Here is a 19,587-nt window from a genome sequence, read left to right as displayed (position 1 = left end):
TGCCGGTTAAGAAGTTATTGGAGTTCGGTTAATCTGCAATGGCATCGTCAAAGTTCTCGATTCGAGTTACCTTCTTGATGCTGTCCAACTTTTTCAGGTTCTCACAGATGGTGTTTACATCGTCCACATCATGTACAAAGAGTTGGATTCGTCCTTCGAAAATTCCATCATTTGACTCAATGTTTAATTTGTGGATATTGACGTTGAGTTGTTGAGAGATAATCTGCGTTACTTGGTTCAGTACACCAATGCCATCAATGCCTTTCATGTAGACATTCACTGGGAAATTGAGGGCTTTCCCGATTTCCCACTGCACAGCTAACAATCGGTTGCCGAAGCTCGTCTTTAGCTGGGCTGCAATCGGACATTGCCGTTTGTGGATGATGATGCGGTTGTTGTCGTCGATGTATCCTAACACGTCATCGCCAGGAATGGGTTTACAGCAATCTGCAATGATATAGTGTTTCTGAATCTCCTCAGGAGTCAGTCGGACTACTTTTTTCTTGTCGATATTGAGCTGAGGAGCACTTTCTTTGGGAGGTACACTGTCTTGTGTTTTCGACTTGTTTCCTCCACCGAAAGCAAATGCAATGTATTTTTTCCAGTTAGTAGGGGTTGGCTTTTCTTTGAGTTCATTTTTGTCAGCTTCTCCCAATGTAAAGACTTTTTGCCCTATCTGATACATGAGTTCCTCAGGCGATTTCAGTTTATGGAGGGTACAAAGTTTCTGAATGTTGGTATCATTGGCTTCAATGCCCTCTTTGGTGAAGAAATCGTGTAACATGTCTTCTCCCGTCTGTTGAGTTTCTTTGCGTTCCCTCTTCAGAATAGACAGAATTTTGGCTTTGGCTTTGGCAGTAGTGGCAAAGTTTATCCATGAAGGTTGTACCTTCTGGGCTTTAGAAGTCAGAATTTCTACCTGGTCTCCGCTTTGCAGCTTGTGGCTAAGAGGCACCAGTTTGTGGTTGACTTTGGCTCCGATGCAGTGACTTCCTAAGAAAGTATGAATAGAGAAGGCAAAATCCAATGCCGTTGCATTCTGTGGCATGGTCTTGATTTCCCCTTTGGGAGTAAATACGAAAATTTCAGAGGCAAACAGGTTCAGTTTAATGGTGTCCAGGAAGTCAATGGCATCCGGTTGAGGGTCATCCAAGATTTCTTTAATGGTTTTCAGCCATTTGCTGAGTTCACCTTCATCCTCACTACCTCCTCCTTCTTTGTATTTCCAGTGTGCAGCAAAACCCTGTTCAGCTACGTCGTTCATCCGCTCACTTCTAATCTGCACTTCAATCCATTGTCCTTTGTTACTCATCAGAGTCACATGGAGAGCCTGATAGCCGTTGGCTTTCGGATGGCTGACCCAGTCGCGCAAGCGGTCGGGATGTGGCTTATATATGCGGGAAATGGCTACATAGATGTTGAAGCAGTCATTCAACTCTTCTTCTTCGTTTTTGGGAGTGAATATGATACGTACAGCCAGAATATCATAGATTTCTTCGAAGGTGATGTGCTTGTTCTGCATTTTATTCCAAATGGAATAAGGCGACTTGATTCGTGCCAGTATCCGATAGGGAAGTCCCATCTTGTCGAGTTGGGCACGAATAGGAGCTGTGAATTCTTCGAACAAACTTTCTCGTTCGGTTTGTGTGGCTTTCAGTTTGTCTTCTATCTGCTGATAGGCTTCTGGATGTTCATACTTGAAGCTCAGATCCTCTAACTCAGTCTTGATACGGTTTAGGCCTAAGCGGTTGGCCAGTGGCGCATAAATATAAAGGGTTTCTCCCGCAATTTTATATTGTTTGCTGGGCAGCATGGAACCGAGTGTACGCATGTTGTGCAGGCGGTCCGCTATTTTGATGAGGATGACACGGATGTCATCGTTCATCGTAAGAAGTAGTTTCTTGAAATTTTCAGCTTGGGCAGAAGCTCTGTCTCCGAAGATTCCTCCAGAAATCTTTGTCAGCCCGTCCACAATCTGGGCTATTTTAGGCCCGAACAGATTTTCGATGTCCTCCACAGTATAGTCTGTATCCTCCACTACATCGTGAAGTAGTGCAGAACAGATAGAAGTAGACCCTAATCCGATTTCCACGCATGCAATACGTGCTACGGCTATGGGATGCAATATATAAGGTTCGCCCGAACGTCTGCGTACTCCTTTGTGAGCTTGTCGGGCGAAGTTGAAGGCTTTTGTAATAATCTCTACCTTTTTCCGGTGTTTACTTTCAAGGTATCGGTCCAATAACTCCTGAAAGGCGTTGTCTATCAGTTGCTCATCTGCTTGTTCCTGCGTAAGTTTCTCCTCAGTCATATTCTCTCCCTTCTTTGAATCGATAATGCAAAAATAGAGAAAAATACGAATCAAACAAGCAAATGGTCGCTTTTCTTATCGGATGCGCAGTGATTTGCCTGCTCGGATATTACTACCTTTAATCCCATTCAATCGTCGGAGTTGGTTTACACTTACGCCATATTTGGCTGCAATGCTTCCTAATGTCTCTCCATTACGGATGCGATGGTATACCGCTTTTCCTTTACTTTTGCTGGTGTTACTGTTGCTGACTGTAACAGTACTGCGGCGGGTTTGGTAGATTTCCAGTTTGTAGTTGTAGATGCTATCTTCATGGTCGATGAAGCAGCTCATCATCTGGGTCGGCAATCTTAAGGCATAGGGCTTTTCATTGCCCGGAATGATATCTTTCTTGAATTCGGGGTTCAGGGCACGTAGCTGGTCGATATCCATCTTGCATACTTCAGCTATCTGGTTCAGATTTAGTGGACGGTTGATGTGAACCGTATCTGTACTTTCGGGCATATTCATTTCCATGGGACTGATATAATGCTCGCAATAATAAGTCATGATGTAATTAGCTGCTACAAATGCAGGTACATAACCTCTGGTTTCCTTGGGCAGGTAATTGTAAATCTTCCAGAAATCCTTTTCACCTCCTGCCCGGCGGATGGCTTTGTTGATGGTACCCGGTCCGCAGTTATAGGCTGCTAACACGAGGTTCCAGTCGTGGTAGATATCAAATAAATCTTTCAAGTAGCGGGCTGCGGCGCGTGTAGATTTAATCGGATCTCTCCGTTCATCTACCAGTGAATTGACTTTCAGACCATATACCTGACCGGTACGAAGCATGAACTGCCATAGGCCTACGGCTCCTTGTGCGGAAGTGGCTGTCGGATTCAATGCCGATTCAATGACAGGCAAGTATTTAAGTTCCAGTGGAAGGTCATATAAATCGAGAGCTTCTTCAAAAATAGGCATGTATAGATTGTTCGCGCTCAACATGAAAGATACTTTCTGTCGCAGGCGAGTGGCATACATGTCGATGAATTTCCGTATGATATCATTGTAAGGCATCTCGATGATGGCCGGAATCCGTTGCAGACGATCCATATAGATTGAATCGCTGACTTCCGGGTTCTGGGTAGTCATCGTACAGTTCTCTGCCGGGTTGATATAGTGTTTGGATATCCAGTCCAGATAAAGGCTGTCGGTGGTGGATATCATACCTTCCGGTAAGTCTATTACGTCTTCTTGTCCGTTTGCAGATTGTACAGTAATGGTTTTCTCCGTTTGCTGTGCAAAAAGGGAGGACGCACTGCAGATTGTGGCAGTCAGTAAACTGAAAAGTAGCTTTCTCATTGTTTAAAATTTAATACAGCATTGCAAGCCGACTCCTTGGGGACGGTTGCGGAATGCATCGTTAAAGATGGTGGGTTCCCATTTCATGCTGAGGTCTTTGCTGATGTCAAAATCAGAAAGTTCGGCATCCACATAGGCATCAATCACCGATAATAAATATACACCAATAAATGCAAATATACTTAGGTCACGTTGGCGACGATATTGGTCTTTACGTGAACGAAACTGTTCTTGCCAATATTCAAGCCGGTCATTTACATTGGTTCCAGGAGAAAGGAAGTTTTCGTAGCTTTTGTTGTTCGGATTGTTGCTCATGATGTCCTGATAGGCCTGCGAATAGTCCTTGTACATCTGGCTGTTCCAGGTAAGGGCGTAGGCACAGCCCACAAAACCTCCATAAATGATGGGTAACTTCCAGTATTTCCGGTTATAGATTTGTCCGGCCCCTGGGATGACCAGTCCCAGCCATACTGTACGGCTGGAATTGGGGATCCAGCGTTTTTTCTCTATGGGCTGAGGTTGGGCATGCTGTAAAGAATCATTTTGTTGTGCCAATGCCGCCGTATCTACGGGAGCTTCCAGATTTTTCAGGTTCAGCTGTCGTTGCAAATCCGTGGTATCGGCCAGTGCCAGGCTGTCCGCTTGATGCTTCAAGCGGATGGAGTCGGTGGTCAGTATACCTTCCCGGTGTTTCTTGGCACGTTGGGCATGTACCTCCATGCCCCCCCAGTAAGGGGTGCAGAGTAACAAGATAAACGATAGTATATATGTAAATGTATGTGCTCTCAAATGAAGTGGTCGTTTATTCTGTTTTTTTCAAAGAGTCTAAAATCTCCATAATTCTTTCCAGGTCTGCTTCACTGTTAAAAGGAATGCTGATTTTTCCTTTTCCTTTGTTGCTGCAAGATAGCTGTACCTTTGTGCCGAAGAAACTGCACAAATGGTTTTGCAGCATAGAGTATTCTTCTGACAATTGTGTTCCTTTGGGAGTGATGGTTTTTCCTCCGCTTTTCACACTTTCGCCACTGGCTAGTGCCTTCACGATTTCTTCTACCTTTCTGACAGAATATCCCTGACTTACGATTTCATTGAAAATACGTATCTGTGTTTTAGGGTCATCTAAAGTCAGTAATGCGCGTGCATGTCCCATGTCGATTTCTTTGTTTTTCAGAGCCATCTGAATGGGAGCCGGCAGTTTCAATAACCGCAGGTAATTCGCGATAGTTGTACGTTTCTTGCCTATTCGTTCGCTGAGTCGTTCTTGTGTCAGTTCATACTGCTCAATCAGGTGCTGGTAAGCCAGTGCGATTTCCAGTGAATTCAGGTCTTCACGTTGTATATTTTCAATCAATGCCATTTCCATGACATTCTCGTCGTCTGCCGTGCGGATATAAGCCGGTATGGTTTTCAGTCCCGCTAATATGGAGGCTCTGTAACGTCTTTCTCCTGCAATGATCTGATAAGAATCCTCGCTGATTTGACGTAGGGTAATAGGCTGTATGATACCAATTTCAGCAATGGAGTCAGCCAGTTCCTGCAAAGCGATCGGATCAAATTCCCGGCGAGGTTGGTTGGGATTGACTGATATCTTGCTCAATTCTATTTCGTTGATAGAGGATGAGCCGGAGGTCTTTACCTCTTCATGAGATATTAAGGCATCCAGTCCTCGTCCTAATGCAAATTTTTTCTGTACTGCCATATACTTTTATTTGCCGTTTTTGGTTATAATTTCGTTGGCCAGGGCCAAATGGTTCTTTGCTCCGGTGGATTCTGCATCATAAAGGATGGCCGGAATACCGTGGCTGGGAGCTTCACTCAGTTTGACATTACGCTGGATGATGGTTTTGAATACCAGCTCCTGGAAATGTCGTTTCACTTCGTCGTAAATCTGGTTAGCCAGGCGCAGACGTGAGTCAAACATGGTCAACAAAAATCCTTCAATTTCCAGTGAAGGATTCAGTTTCGTTTTGATAATCTTGATGGTATTCAGCAGTTTGCTAATTCCTTCCAGTGCAAAGTATTCGCATTGTACAGGGATGATTACCGAATCGGCAGCAGTCAGTGCATTGATGGTAATCAAGCCGAGCGAAGGCGAGCAGTCTATCAGTATATAGTCATATTCGTCTTTCATCGGTTCCAGTGCGTGTCGCATGATTTTCTCACGATTCTCCAGGTTCAACATTTCAATTTCAGCACCTACCAGGTCGATGTGAGAAGGTATGATGTCTAATCCGTCAATATCGGTGGTGTAAATAGCTTCCCGGATGTCTGCCTGATTGATTAAACATTCGTAGATTGAACAATCAATGTCTTTCAAGTCCACGCCTAGACCAGATGAGGCATTTGCCTGAGGGTCAGCGTCAATCACTAGTACTTTCTTCTCGAGAGTAGCTAAAGATGCAGCCAAGTTAATCGTCGTTGTAGTTTTGCCTACTCCTCCTTTTTGATTGGCCAAAGCAATAATTTTTCCCATATTAATCAGTTTATTCTGATTGCGAAGTAACTAATAATTGGTGACAGTGTCAATTAAAATTCCATGACTTTTGGGAAAGTGTTGAAAAGTCACCTCATCTGTTAATAACTTCACGCGGGCAAAGATATATATTTTTGCTTAATTGTGTGACCCGGTTTGGTAAGATTAAGATTTGTTGTAACTTTACACTCATAAAAAGATTGAATGATAATATGATGAAAGAGAAACCGTTTCTGCTGTTGTCGAACGACGACGGCTATGCTGCAAAAGGAATTCAGGAATTGATAAAAGTGTTGCGACCTATGGCTAATTTGATGGTAGTAGCTCCTTCCGGTCCCCGTTCGGGAGCTTCAGGTTCCATTACGTCAGAGCATCCTTTGCGTTGCAAACAATTGGCTTCAGAATCTGGCTTTGTTTTATATAGTTGTACAGGAACACCGGTAGACTGTGTGAAGCTGGCCTTGCACGAACTGGTTCCTCGGGTGCCCGATATGGTGATTGGCGGAATCAACCACGGAGATAATTCTTCGGTCAATGTACATTATTCCGGTACGATGGGAGTGGTGATTGAAGGATGTTTGAAAGGTATCCCGTCGGTGGGCTTTTCTCTTTGCAATCATGATGCGGAAGCGGATTTTACTCCTACATTCCCGTATATACAGCGTATTGTAGAGGAGGTGCTGGAACATGGTTTGCCTTTAGGTACTTGCCTGAATGTGAACTTTCCCAACGTAAAGGAATTGAAAGGTGTACGTGTCTGCCGACAGACAAATGGCGTGTGGACCAATGAATTTGTGAAGGCAGAGCATCCGAGAGGAGGTTACTATTATTGGTTGACAGGCTCTTACAAGAATAATGAACAGGATGCGGAAGATACGGACCATTGGGCGCTTGATCATGGTTATGTGGCTATTACCCCCACACAGATTGATGTGACGGCTTATGCTTTGAAGGAAGAGATGACTCACTGGAATTTTCAGGTATGAAATACTATTTGATTGTAGGAGAGGCTTCGGGTGATTTGCATGCTTCCAATTTGATGAAAGCCTTGCAAAAGAATGATTCAGCTGCTGAATTTCGCTTTTTCGGAGGCGATTTGATGGCGGCCGTGGGAGGCACCTTGGTCAAGCATTACAAGGATATGGCCTACATGGGATTCATTCCGGTTTTATTGCATTTGCGTACGATTTTCCGGAACATGGACTTTTGCAAGCAAGATATTGTCGGTTGGCAGCCGGATGTATTGATTTTGGTTGACTATCCGGGGTTCAACCTGAAAATTGCCGAATATATTAAGGCGCATACTTGCATCCCGATTTTTTATTATATCTCGCCCAAAATATGGGCGTGGAAAGAATATCGCATCAAGAACATCAAGCGCGATGTGGATGAGCTGTTTTCCATCCTTCCGTTTGAAGTGGATTTCTTCGAGAAACATTCCTATCCTATTCATTATGTGGGCAATCCGTGTGTGGATGCCGTCGATGGTTTCCAACAGGCATACTCGGAAGATTTTGCTCAGTTTGTGACACGTAACAAACTGGGCAGCAAACCTATCGTAGCATTACTGGCTGGTAGCCGGAAGCAGGAAATAAAAGACAATCTTTCGCGTATGATAGAAGCTTCCCGGGCGTTTCCAGAATATCAGTTCGTTATCGCAGGGGCGCCGAGCATTGCACCGGAGTTTTATCGGGCCTATATGGGAGAGAATGCCGAGATTGTGTTCGGGCAGACCTATGATTTGCTTTCCCACGCCACGGCTGCTTTGGTGACGAGCGGTACGGCTACCCTGGAAACGGCATTATTCCGCGTTCCTCAGGTGGTATGTTACTATACGGCAGCCGGCAAGCTCGTGTCGTTTTTGCGGCGGCATATATTAAAGGTAAAATATATCTCGCTGGTCAATCTGATTGCCGGGCGTGAAGTGGTGGCCGAACTGGTGGCTGATGGAATGACGGTGGAAAATGTGAAGGCGCAGCTGGCCCGGATTCTTCCAGGCGCTGAGGGCCGGGAACAGATGTTGCAGGGATATAAGAGCTTGATTAATCTGCTCGGTGAGGGCGGAGCTTCCGACAGGGCTGCTTCTCAAATGATAGAATGCCTACAACAGAAAAAGAATAAGTCCTCACATTCCAAATGAATGGAGGACTTGTATTTGTTGGATATAGAAAGAATAGACTTTTAAAAGCAAGATATTATATATAGGTATACTACTGCTGCTGGAACCGCCATCAGCGTGCTGTCAAACCGGTCGAGCATACCTCCGTGTCCCGGGAGAATATTTCCCGAATCTTTTATTCCCAAAGTACGCTTCAGTAGCGATTCTGTCAGGTCGCCCAGCGTACCGAAAACCACTACCGTCAGAGCGAGTCCGATCCATACTCCCAATGACATGAATGGAAAGAAATGAGCCATTACTACGGCCGCAATCACACTGAATATACCTCCTCCAATCGAACCTTCCCATGATTTCTTGGGTGAGATTCTCTCGAACAAGCGATGTTTCCCAAACAACATTCCTGTACAGTAGGCTCCCGTATCATTTATCCAGGTAAAGATGAAGATGGATAAAGGCAGTATCGGATTATACTGTACATTATAAGGAGAAGAACCGCCCGTAGAATGATAGGCCAGTACGTTCAGCATGGCGAACGAAAGCGCAATATACACTTGGCTCATCATGGCATACGCCCAGTTGTTCAGCGGATTCTTCTTTTTCAGATAGAGTTCGCTGACCAGCAGGTAGAGGATCAGAAATAAATACGGTATCAATACCTCGGTTTGTCTTGGCATGACACCCAGATAAGCGAAGCCAAAGAACAGGAATATGCCGGCCAGCATGCAGATGGGTTTGTTGATTTCTACATCCGGTTGCTTGCTGACAATGGTTCCGAATTCATGTATGGTCAACGCGCTGATGAGTGCGAACAACAGGGTAAAAGAAATAGGGTCCCATAGGATGCATCCTACCAGGACGCCTACAAAAATTACTCCTGTGATAGCACGTTGGATAAAGTTGTTTTTCACGTTGTTTTATGTTAGCAAATAGTTTTCTTTCATTTATCTTCTGCAGTGGACTGAGGTTCGTCAGTAGCAGGTTGGTCTTCCGGCTTTTCCTCGGTCTTTTCTGCAGGTGCAGATTCAGCGGTCTGTGTCTTGTTCTCCAAACGTTTGGCTTCTTCAGCCTGTTCGTTGGCAGCCATGATTTCTTCCGAACGTGAAGTCCACGGACGTTTGCCGAAGATGTGTTCCACGTCCTCTGCAAAAATCACTTCCCGTTCTATCAGCATCTGAGCCAGTTGGTTATGTCCTTCACTGTGTTCCTTCAGCAATTCTTTTGCTCTGCTGTATTGTTCATTGATCATGTTCTGTACTTCCTGGTCAATGAGTTCGGCAGTATGTTCACTGTACGGCTTGGTAAAGCTGTAGTCTTCGTTGCTGTTGTAATAACATAGGTTTGGCAGTTTGTCGCTCATACCTGCATAGGCGATCATACCGTATGCCTGTTTGGTCACCCGTTCCAAGTCGTTCATGGCCCCTGTAGAGATGTGTCCGATAAAGAGTTCTTCGGCCGCACGTCCTCCCAAGGTAGCACACATTTCGTCCAGCATCTGTTCTTTGGTGGTAATTTGGCGTTCTTCAGGCAGATACCAGGCTGCCCCCAAGGCACGTCCTCTCGGTACGATGGTTACCTTGATCAGCGGATTGGCATGTTCCAAGAACCAGGAAATCGTGGCATGACCTGCTTCGTGCAGGGCGATGGCCCGCTTTTCGGCTGCGGTCATCACTTTCGTCTTCTTTTCCAGTCCACCTACGATACGGTCTATCGCAGCCAGGAAATCATCTTTGCCTACGCTCTTCTTTTGGTGACGGGCGGCAATCAGGGCTGCTTCGTTACATACATTGGCTATATCTGCTCCGCTGAATCCCGGAGTCTGGCGGGCCAGCAGGTCTACGTCTACAGTGTCGTCCAGTTTCAGAGGTCTCAAATGTACGCCAAATACTTCCTTCCGTTCGTTCAAGTCCGGCAGGTCTACATAAATCTGACGGTCAAAACGACCGGCACGCAGCAAGGCCTTATCCAGGATATCTACTCGGTTGGTAGCAGCCAGGATGATGACTCCACTGTTGGAACCGAATCCGTCCATTTCTGTCAGCAACTGGTTCAAGGTGTTTTCACGCTCGTCGTTTCCTCCCATGCTTGGGTTCTTTCCACGGGCACGTCCTACAGCATCAATTTCATCGATGAAAATGATGCATGGAGCTTTTTCTTTGGCCTGACGGAACAAATCGCGTACGCGGGATGCACCCACACCCACAAACATTTCTACGAAGTCAGAACCGGAAATGGAGAAGAACGGTACATCAGCTTCTCCAGCTACAGCCTTGGCCAGCAGGGTCTTTCCAGTTCCCGGAGGGCCTACCAGCAAGGCACCTTTAGGTATTTTACCTCCCAGTTCCGTGTATTTTTGCGGTTGTTTCAAGAAGTCTACGATTTCCTGTACCTCCTGTTTGGCAGCTGCTTGTCCGGCTACGTCCTTGAAGGTGATGCGGTTGGTTCCTTTTTCAAAAAGCTGTGCTTTGCTTCTGCCCACGTTGAATACGTTCGATGCGCCACCGGCACCTCCGCCACCTCCCATGCGTCGCATGGCAAACATCCAGATGGCAATGAGTACGACAAAAGGTAATACATTCCAAAGAATCAGGCTGAAATAGTCACTTTTCTTTTCGTATTGGATGGAGCCTGTGAAATTTCCAGCCTTCGTCTGTTCGTCCAGAAATTTATCCAATGCTTCCATGGAACCAATCTGTACGTTGACAGCCGGACTTCTTCCCACTTTGGTCGCATCTTTTTTGAATACGTCCACAATGTGCTCCGGCTTGATATACATTTCTATAGTATTATTGTCGTAAGCCACGATTTTGTCTGCATATCCTTTGGTGACCATATCCTGGAATTCCGTATAGTTCACTTCTTTTGAGGCGCTTCCTTCATCTCCCGAGAAGTAAAGGAAGGCAAAAATCATGGCTATAATGATGTAAAGCCACGTCAAGCTGAAACGTGGCACATTGAGTTTAGGTTTATTATTTGTATTATTGCTCATAATTTTCTTGTTTTATTAGTCTAAATCTGGTACACGCGTTAATTTGGCATCTGCCCACAAGTGTTCCAGATTATAAAAATTCCGTACTTCCGGTAGGAATACATGTACAATGACATCACTGTAATCCATTGCTACCCATTGGGCATTTCGCTGTCCGTCTATGCCATATGCTTTGATTCCGGTTTCTTTTCTCACATGCTCTTTGATAGAGTCTACGATAGACAAAACCTGGCTTGGTGAATTTCCTTGACAAATGACAAAATATTTACAGATGGTATCTTCTATTTCAGTTAAATTGACAATGACAATCTGTTTTCCTTTTTTTTCTTGAATCCCTTCAGTGATTTTTTCTATTAAATTTGTTGTTTCGTTCATTCTTTTGAATCTTCCTATATTTACAAATAAAGTTCTTTATATAATAAGTAGGGCAAATATACTTGCTTTTCCGTATATCAGAAAATTTTTGCCTGAAAGAAGCTGAAAAAAGAAGAAAAATATGTTTTTGAGAAGAAAAAAATGCCCGAATGCTTTGTATGTTCCAAAAATGTTGTACCTTTGCACCGTCAAACAAAAAGGATGACAATCGTTCTTTCGATTTTGGGCTATGGTGTAATGGTAACACAACAGATTCTGGTCCTGTTTTTCTTGGTTCGAATCCGAGTAGCCCAACTTCTTTTTTGCCGCGTTTCCACGGAGGAGACAAAGCACTATTGGGCTATGGTGTAATGGTAACACAACAGATTCTGGTCCTGTTTTTCTTGGTTCGAATCCGAGTAGCCCAACAAAAAGGTGTTCTGAGTTATCAGGACACCTTTTTTGTTTTTTACTTTTTTATATTTGTAGAGGGGAATATATGGTAACCTTTTATTGAGGTACTCTTTAAATGTTAATAATATTTATTTCGCAAACAATTGAAAGTACATTCTAGTTATTAAAACATCGAGATTGAAAAATGTGATTAATTAAAGTTTGAATGAAAAAATGAAAAAGGTAACAATTTTAGTAGCTGCAGCTTTGGCTGTAACGGGCCTTTCTGCAAATGCACAAAAGGCGTACGAGGGAACTCGTTTTCTTGACAATTGGTATGTGGGCGTGAAAGGTGGAGTCACAACTCCTGCTGCTCATTCCGCTTTCTGGCGTAACATGCGTGCGGAAACAGGTATTGAACTGGGTAAGCAGATTACTCCGGTTCTGGCTGTATCTTTTGAAGGATTGACGGGTATCAATACCTCAATGAGTAGAACGGCTTTCGATGATTTGAATTTGGGAGCATTGGGTAAAATCAACTTGAATAATCTGTTCTTCGGATATAACGGTGAGCCGAGATTGTTTGAAGTGGAAGGTATTGCCGGATTTGGCTGGGGACATGACTTCATGAACTCGGGTTATGGATATGACCGTTCTTATATGGTAAGCCGTTTCGGTGCAAGCTTGAACTTCAATTTGGGTGAGCAAAAGGCATGGACTGTAAATGTTCGTCCGGCTATTGTTTATAGAATGGATGGTAACCGTGCACAATTGCTGAATGTCAACAAGTCGAAGATTGAAATCTTGGCAGGTGTGACTTACCATTTTGCTAGCAGCAACGGCAAGCATTACATGACTATCCAGAAACCTTATAATCAGGCAGAAGTTGATGCGTTGAATGAATCTATCAATGCGTTGCGTGCGGAAAATGCCCGTAAGGAGGAAGCTTTGAATGCGAAAGAAGCTGAGAATGCCCGTCTGGCAAAAGAACTGACCGATTTGAAGAATGCACCTAAGCAGGTTGAAACAATCGTTCAGAACACCCATTCCAAGTCATTGGAATCAGTGATTACTTTCCGTCAGGGAAAGACTGCCATCAGCGCAGACCAGATTCCGAATGTAGAACGTATTGCTACTTATATGAAGAACAACCCGAAGAGCACCGTATCTATCAAGGGATATGCTTCTCCGGAAGGTAGTGCAGAAGTCAATGCCCGTGTGGCTCAGCAGCGTGCAGATGCAGTGAAGAACATGCTGATCAGTAAGTACAAAATCAGTGCTTCACGTATCACTGCTGAAGGTCAGGGAGTAGGTGATATGTTCTCTGAACCGGACTGGAACCGTGTAAGTATTGCGACATTGAATGAAGCGGAATAATTCTTTTTAAATTGAAATAATGTAGTCTGAAGGCTGTTGCAGGTAAAGCTGTGACAGCCTTTTTTGCGTTTTATCCGTGGTAGGGAGGTTTTTGTATTTCTTGTATTTATGAATTGTGGGAAAAGTGGCTGAAAAGCATTATCTTTGTCCCCGAATTTGTAAAATCATGGAAGAACGTACACGATACAATGATTTTGCCAAGTTTCTGGCGCTTCATTTCCCATTCAAGGTGCAGAAGATTTCCCTGAATGTGGGATTTACCTGTCCGAACAGGGATGGAGTAAAAGGATATGGAGGATGTACCTATTGCAATAATCAGACGTTTAATCCTGCCTATTGCCGGACGGACAAGTCGGTAACGGAGCAGCTGGAAGAAGGAAAGGCCTTTTTTGCACGGAAGTATCCGGAGATGAGATACCTTGCTTATTTTCAGGCTTATACCAATACCTATGCGGAACTGGAGAAATTGCGTCAGATATACGAGGATGCCCTTCGGGTGGAAGGAGTTGTAGGACTGGTAATCGGTACGCGTCCCGACTGCATGCCCGAGGAACTGTTGGATTATTTGGAGGAGTTGAACCGACGGACTTTCCTGCTGGTAGAGTATGGCATTGAGAGTACGGACAATCATACCTTGCAACGGATTAACCGTGGGCATACGTTTGAATGTACGGCAGATGCCGTGAAGCGTACGGCAGAAAGAGGAATACGTGTGGGAGGTCATGTCATTTTAGGACTACCGGGAGAAGACCATGAGGCCATTATCCGGCAGGCTGCTCAAGTGTCGGACTTGCCTCTGACCACGTTGAAGATGCATCAGTTGCAGTTGGTTCGCGGTACGCGTATGGCTCGTGAGTACGAACAGCATCCCGAGGACTTCCATTTGTACGAAGTGGATGAGTATATTGACCTGGTGATTGATTATCTGGAACGTGTACGTCCTGATCTGGTGCTGGAACGTTTCGTGTCACAGTCGCCCAAAGAGTTGTTGATAGCCCCCGACTGGGGAATCAAGAACTACGAGTTTGCGGTCCGTATGAAGCGTCGTCTGCAAGAAAGAGATACCTGGCAGGGTAAGTTTTATAATAAGGAAAAAGAATAAACAATATAGTATTTTTAATTAATAGGATATCAATGGAAATTAAAGGTAAAGTGCATTATGTCGGTGTGAACGACCGCACAAAAGCATTGTTTGAGAATTTGTGGCCACTTCCTTATGGCGTATCTTATAACTCTTATCTGATTGCAGATGACGATATGGTGGCACTGGTGGATACGGTGGATGTCGCTTTTTTCGAAGTGTATATCAAGAAAATCCGCAGTGTTATCGGCAACCGTAAGATTGATTATTTGATTATCAACCACATGGAACCAGACCACTCAGGCTCTATTGCATTGATTAAGAAATATTATCCTGAAATTGTGCTGGTAGGAAACAAGAAGACTTTCGACATGGTAGAAGGATACTATGGCGTGACAGGTGAGCGTTACGTAGTAGGCGAGGGAGATTTCCTGAAACTCGGACATCACAACCTGCGTTTCTATCTGGTGCCGATGGTTCACTGGCCGGAAACCATGGTGACATTCGATGAAACGGATGGAATCTTGTTCTCAGGTGACGCGTTCGGATGCTTCGGAGCCTTGAACGGAGGTTGCATCGACCGTAACATCAATACTGATATCTATTGGAACGAAATGCGCCGTTACTATGCCAACATTGTTGGTAAATTTGGTAATCCGGTACAGAAAGCTTTGCAGAAATGCGGTGGTCTGCCTATCAAGATGATTTGCCCGACTCACGGACCGGTATGGGAAGAATACATTCCGAAGGTAGTGGACATGTACGACAAGATGAGCCGCTATGAAGGTGAAGAAGGCGTGGTGATTGCTTATGGTACGATGTATGGCAACACAGAAGAATTGGCGGAAGCCATTGCGGAAGAACTGAGTGCACAGGGCATCAAGAATATTGTGCTGCACAATGTATCTCATACGCCTCATTCTTATATCCTGGCTGATATCTTTAAATACAAAGCTCTGATTGCAGGTTGCACGACTTACAACATGCAGTTGTATCCTGAAATGGAGTCCTTGCTGAATAAGGTGGCTGCCCGTGAAATGAAGAACCGTCTGTTCGGTTACTTCGGTTCATTCACTTGGGCCAGTGCAGCGGTGAAGAAACTGGGGGAATTCACTGAGAAACTGAAATTCGAAGTGGTAGGTAATCCGATTGAAATGAAGCAGAGCATGAAGGCGGACAACTATGCACAGGCTAAGGAACTGGCTAAAGCTATGGCCGACCGTCTGAAAGCTGACCGCAAATAAGAAAAACAAATTTCCTTTTAGAAATAGGATATAAAAAATCTTCCACTGAGGTGATGCCTTCGGTGGAAGATTTTTTTATGCAGTGAGATTTGTTCTGAAATCAGTCTTTTGCTTGGTGTACCGTCAGCTGCGGGAACGGGAATCCGATGCCTTCCTTGTTGAAGGTGTCGTACACGATTTTGTTCATGTCAAAATACACATCCCAATAGTTTTCGGTCTTGGTCCATACACGTACTTTGATATCCACGCTGCTGGCCGACAAGGCGCCCAGTCCGATGAAGGGAGCAGGAGTGGTCAGGATACGGGTATCTGCTGCAATGATGCGTTCCAATACGGCTTTCACTTTTTCAAAGTCTTCTCCATATTCTACGCCGAACACCCATTCCGCACGGCGCATCTCCTGTTTGCTGTAGTTGGTGATGGCATTGCTGCTCAATGAGCCGTTAGGCACATAAATGATGCGGTTGTCTACGGTGGCTAGGATGGTATGGAAAATCTGGATTTCCTTGACTGTTCCGCTGGCATTCTGTCCGTCAATGTAGTCGCCCACTTTGAACGGTTTGAATACCAAGATAATCAGTCCCCCCGCAAAGTTGGACAGATTTCCTGACAGGGCCATACCGATTGCCACACCGGCAGAGGCCAGGATGGCGGCGAAGCTCGTGGTTTCTACTCCCAGTTTGCTCACGATGGCGAATGCCAGAATCAAATTCAGTAAGATGTTGAGCAAGCTTTTCAGGAAGGTCTGCACACTGATTTCCAGTTTTCTCTTTTCCAAAATTTTGCTGACCAGCCGTCCGATTTGCTTGATGATGAAGCGGCCTACGATGTAGATGATGATAGCCGCCAAAATGTCTTTTCCTACTTCAATCCCCCAGTTGAGCAGTCTGTCCAGAATTTGTTCCACATTGATTTTGGAGACTGCTTTTTCTGCCTGTGCAGTTGCTTGTAATAATGTAAGTAACATGTTTTGATGATTAGTTAAATAATACAGTTATTTATTCCTTTAATATACCTTTTCCCTCTCTGACAATTTCAGGTACATCTTCACAACAATTTATCACGGTAGAAGGTTCAATACCGCCTGTACCTCCGTCAATAATCAGGTCGGTCACACTGCCGAATTTTTCGTCAATCAGTTCCGGGTCGGTGATGTATTCGATGTCTTCTCCCTTCTCCAGCGGGAGGGTAGTGGTCAGAATCGGGGCGTCGAGCAGACGGCAGATTTCCCGAATGATAGGATGGTCGGGCACACGGATACCCACTTCCTTTCGGTTGCGGAAAATCTTGGGCAGCCGGCTGTTGGCATTCAGAATAAAGGTGAACGGACCGGGCAAGTTACGTTTCATCAGCTTGAAAGTAGCATTGCTCACCTGTGCATATTCGCTGATGTTGCTCAGGTCGTAGCAGATGATGGACAGGTTGTGCTTGCGCGGGTCGATATTTTTCAGCTTGCAGATACGTTCGATAGGCCGTTCTTTCAGGGCGTGACACCCCATGGCATACACTGTATCGGTAGGGTAGATAAGAATACCGCCGTCGTTCAGCAGATCGACTACGCGTTGCAAGTCTTCCGGTCGGTTGTTTTTGGGATATAATTTCAGTATCATGACGTTTATTCACGAATGATGAGACCTCGTGAATCGCAAAAATAAGAAAATTATTTCTTTTTCTTCCGTAGTTCTTGTGCAATTCGATAATGGATGGCCGCTTCTATTTCCTTTCCGCTTTTTTCGAGTGCCTCCGCAAAATATTCATGCGCTCCCGCATGCTCAGGTTTCAAGCTGGTCGCCTTATCCAGGTCGGTCAGGGCTTCTTCCGTTTTTCCGGTCAGCAGCCGGAGCTTGCCCCGATTGTACACCGCCTTGAAGTCCTGTGGACGAAGCTGTACGGCCCGGTTCAGGCATTCTTCCGCTTCTTCCATCCGGTTCTCGTCGAAGAAGGTCACTCCCTTGCGTACCCAGGCATCCACATATTCCGGATATAGTTCCAGTGCTTTGTCGTAGTTGGCCTGTGCCGCCCGTGGGTCGTGCGCCTTGGTGATACATTCGTTGCCCATCAGGTAGTATTCGCGGGCATATTTCTGTAAGTTCTGCCGTTGTTGCTGCATTTGCTCCTTGAGCAGCCGGTTTTCCTCCTTGAGACGGTTGATAAGCCCCAGTTTCCGGCGGATAAACCGTTGTATCAACGGTTTTTCAATGTCATACCGGCTGTGGATAGCCTTGAAGAAGGCTTCCAGAAACTCATCAAAATGACCTTGGTCGAAGGCTTTTACGGCTGCCACGTACTGGATGTCGGCCTGTGCCTGTTTCATGGCCCGTTCAAACGTCCGGTTGTCGTTAAAACGCTGGGCAAAGCTGACAATCTCCGGACGGACAAACACATCGGCAAGTGAGATGCGTCGCTTCAGCTGGATACCTTCGAGCGAGGTGCAGCGGCTTAGGGCTACATACGCCTGTCCACCGGCAAATACCCCTCCTGTAAAGTCGATGATGACCCGGTTAAAGGTGAGGCCTTGGCTCTTGTGTACAGTGATGGCCCACGCCAGCCGGATGGGATACTGTGTGAAAGTACCCAGTTCTTCTTCTTCTATCTTTTTCTCTGTTTCATTGTAGCGGTAGCGGATGTTGCTCCAGCTCTCCTTATGTACGTCGAACTCACTGCCGTCTTCCGTTACCACATAGATGGTGCCGTCGGCTGAGAGGCCCGAGATGGTGCCGATGGTACCGTTCACCCAGCGTTTTTCCTGATCGTTTTTGATGAAAATGACCTGTGCGCCCGGTTTGATGACCAGTTCCATGAGGGTGGGGAGGCTGCTTTCAGGAAATTCCCCGTGTATTTCTCCTTGGAGTGTAACCGGTTCACCTGGCAGTTCCTCCAGTTTCTTTTCGTTGATGTAGTCTACGTTATCCCGTCGCGTGGCCAGGGTGATGTAGAGGTCGTTTTCTTCCGGACAGGGAGGTGTAGGGAGGTAACGGGTGTTCAGCAGCTGCAGGTCGGTCGCTCCGGCGGTATTGGTTCGGATATGGTCGAGTACACTCACAAATACTTTGTCGGTCTGCCGGTACACCTTGGTCAGTTCGATGGATACCAGTTCCATTTCCTGAAACACCTTGGCCGAGAAGAAATACGGGTTCGGGTAAAAACGGTTCAGAATCTCCCGTTCGTCACTTTTCACTACCGGTTCCAGCTGGAACACGTCGCCCACGAGCAGCAGCTGTTTCCCACCAAAAGGTTCGCGCAGGTTGTGCGAGTAGGTACGCAGCACCTTGTCGATGAAGTCGATGATGTCGGCCCGTACCATGGAAATCTCGTCGATGATGATGAGTTCGATGTTTTGAATCAGTTTCCGGTGGTCGGCAGAATATTTCAGGAAATCTTTCAGCTTCCGTCCCTGAAACTTCGGGTCGTCCGGCAGAAGCGGATGAAACGGGAGTTTGAAGAAGCTGTGCAGGGTGCTTCCGCCCGCATTGATCGCCGCAATACCCGTAGGAGCCAGCACCACATATTTCTTTTTGGTATGCTGGCAGACGTATTTCAGGAAAGTAGACTTACCCGTACCCGCTTTTCCAGTCAGGAAGACTGACTGGCGGGTGTACTGGATGAGCTTCAGGGCATTCTGAAATTCGGGGTTGTCGGTATCTATCAGGGTCGGAGTCATGTGACGTTGTTTTTAGAGGCAAAGATATAGACAAAAGGGCAATAAAAAAAGCGGTTGGAAACCCAACCGCTTTTTCGTCAGAATATTTACGAGAAGCCTTTCGGCATTTATCAGATTCATTCTTCAAATGCTGAACTTGTCAGCGGCGCCTGTTTATTTGCGTCTTTCGTCATTCAGCATTACATACCCCCAGATCATTGGATCTGCATTGGCAATCTTGTGGAAAATGTTTTTTACCTTTTTCATA

16 protein-coding genes and 2 tRNA genes are annotated in these 19,587 nt (G+C 45.5%); 7 read left to right on the top strand and 11 right to left on the bottom strand.

Features of this window, described 5'->3' with window-relative positions:
- Positions 1–28 precede the first annotated feature (28 nt).
- The 5 genes from H6A28_RS06140 to H6A28_RS06120 all read right to left on the bottom strand — a co-directional run bounded on the left by H6A28_RS06140 (position 29) and on the right by H6A28_RS06120 (position 6,125).
- The gene (locus H6A28_RS06140) at positions 29–2,311 is read right to left on the bottom strand and encodes a RelA/SpoT family protein (protein ID WP_204476337.1); all 2,283 of its coding nucleotides are present in this window, start codon (positions 2,309–2,311) and stop codon (positions 29–31) included.
- Between the two features lie 75 nt (positions 2,312–2,386).
- Entirely contained in the window at positions 2,387–3,652 is a 1,266-nt protein-coding gene (locus tag H6A28_RS06135) for a lytic transglycosylase domain-containing protein (protein WP_204479352.1), read from the bottom strand.
- A 3-nt stretch (positions 3,653–3,655) separates the two neighbouring features.
- Positions 3,656–4,441 carry a DUF5683 domain-containing protein gene (locus tag H6A28_RS06130; RefSeq protein ID WP_239466722.1) on the bottom strand — a complete coding sequence of 262 codons (786 nt, stop codon included), beginning with the start codon at positions 4,439–4,441 and terminating at the stop codon, positions 3,656–3,658.
- 13 nt (positions 4,442–4,454) lie between these two features.
- Positions 4,455–5,351: a ParB/RepB/Spo0J family partition protein gene (locus H6A28_RS06125; RefSeq protein ID WP_204476335.1), complete on the bottom strand. Its 897-nt coding sequence runs from the start codon at positions 5,349–5,351 to the stop codon at positions 4,455–4,457.
- A gap of 6 nt (positions 5,352–5,357) precedes the next feature.
- The gene (locus tag H6A28_RS06120; RefSeq protein ID WP_204476334.1) at positions 5,358–6,125 is read right to left on the bottom strand and encodes a ParA family protein; all 768 of its coding nucleotides are present in this window, start codon (positions 6,123–6,125) and stop codon (positions 5,358–5,360) included.
- Between the two features lie 212 nt (positions 6,126–6,337).
- Here H6A28_RS06120 and surE point away from each other — a divergent pair, with 212 nt between their 5' ends.
- Both surE and lpxB read left to right on the top strand, forming a co-directional pair.
- Entirely contained in the window at positions 6,338–7,111 is a 774-nt protein-coding gene (gene surE, locus H6A28_RS06115; RefSeq protein WP_204479350.1) for a 5'/3'-nucleotidase SurE, read from the top strand.
- Complete coding sequence (lpxB, locus tag H6A28_RS06110) at positions 7,108–8,265, top strand: lipid-A-disaccharide synthase (protein WP_204479348.1); 1,158 nt, start codon at positions 7,108–7,110, stop codon at positions 8,263–8,265. Before surE ends, lpxB begins: the two co-directional genes overlap by 4 nt.
- Positions 8,266–8,306: 41 nt before the next feature.
- On the opposite strand, the gene H6A28_RS06105 is transcribed toward lpxB, so the two are convergent.
- The 3 genes from H6A28_RS06105 to rsfS are packed head-to-tail and all read right to left on the bottom strand — an operon-like array spanning position 8,307 to position 11,605.
- A complete protein-coding gene (locus tag H6A28_RS06105; RefSeq protein ID WP_204476331.1) occupies positions 8,307–9,152 on the bottom strand; it encodes a phosphatidate cytidylyltransferase in 846 nt (281 codons plus the stop codon).
- Between the two features lie 29 nt (positions 9,153–9,181).
- The gene (ftsH, locus tag H6A28_RS06100) at positions 9,182–11,230 is read right to left on the bottom strand and encodes an ATP-dependent zinc metalloprotease FtsH (protein WP_204476330.1); all 2,049 of its coding nucleotides are present in this window, start codon (positions 11,228–11,230) and stop codon (positions 9,182–9,184) included.
- Between the two features lie 15 nt (positions 11,231–11,245).
- Positions 11,246–11,605, bottom strand: coding sequence for a ribosome silencing factor (rsfS, locus tag H6A28_RS06095; RefSeq protein WP_204479347.1), 360 nt, complete (start codon positions 11,603–11,605; stop codon positions 11,246–11,248).
- 223 nt (positions 11,606–11,828) lie between these two features.
- Between rsfS and H6A28_RS06090 the strand changes: the two genes are divergently transcribed.
- From H6A28_RS06090 to H6A28_RS06070, 5 genes are all read left to right on the top strand, one after another.
- A tRNA-Gln gene (locus H6A28_RS06090) sits at positions 11,829–11,899 on the top strand.
- Positions 11,900–11,941: 42 nt separating this feature from the next.
- Positions 11,942–12,012: transfer RNA gene (locus tag H6A28_RS06085), tRNA-Gln, on the top strand.
- Positions 12,013–12,211: 199 nt separating this feature from the next.
- Positions 12,212–13,354, top strand: coding sequence for an OmpA family protein (locus H6A28_RS06080; RefSeq protein WP_204479340.1), 1,143 nt, complete (start codon positions 12,212–12,214; stop codon positions 13,352–13,354).
- Between the two features lie 166 nt (positions 13,355–13,520).
- Positions 13,521–14,456: a TIGR01212 family radical SAM protein gene (locus tag H6A28_RS06075; RefSeq protein ID WP_204479338.1), complete on the top strand. Its 936-nt coding sequence runs from the start codon at positions 13,521–13,523 to the stop codon at positions 14,454–14,456.
- 32 nt (positions 14,457–14,488) lie between these two features.
- Positions 14,489–15,679 (top strand): FprA family A-type flavoprotein, encoded by a 1,191-nt coding sequence (locus H6A28_RS06070; RefSeq protein ID WP_204476328.1) that lies wholly within the window; start codon positions 14,489–14,491, stop codon positions 15,677–15,679.
- Positions 15,680–15,779: 100 nt separating this feature from the next.
- Here the strand turns inward: H6A28_RS06070 and H6A28_RS06065 are convergent, their stop codons facing one another.
- The 3 genes from H6A28_RS06065 to H6A28_RS06055 are packed head-to-tail and all read right to left on the bottom strand — an operon-like array spanning position 15,780 to position 19,340.
- Entirely contained in the window at positions 15,780–16,646 is an 867-nt protein-coding gene (locus H6A28_RS06065; protein WP_204476327.1) for a mechanosensitive ion channel family protein, read from the bottom strand.
- A gap of 31 nt (positions 16,647–16,677) precedes the next feature.
- The gene (locus tag H6A28_RS06060) at positions 16,678–17,289 is read right to left on the bottom strand and encodes an L-threonylcarbamoyladenylate synthase (protein WP_177867040.1); all 612 of its coding nucleotides are present in this window, start codon (positions 17,287–17,289) and stop codon (positions 16,678–16,680) included.
- Between the two features lie 50 nt (positions 17,290–17,339).
- The gene (locus H6A28_RS06055) at positions 17,340–19,340 is read right to left on the bottom strand and encodes a tetratricopeptide repeat protein (RefSeq protein ID WP_204476326.1); all 2,001 of its coding nucleotides are present in this window, start codon (positions 19,338–19,340) and stop codon (positions 17,340–17,342) included.
- Positions 19,341–19,587: the final 247 nt, after the last annotated feature.

The sequence above is a fragment of the Bacteroides mediterraneensis genome (assembly GCF_016900355.1).
Taxonomy (GTDB): Bacteria; Bacteroidota; Bacteroidia; order Bacteroidales; family Bacteroidaceae; genus Phocaeicola.
This window is presented reverse-complemented; position numbering and strand designations above follow the sequence as displayed.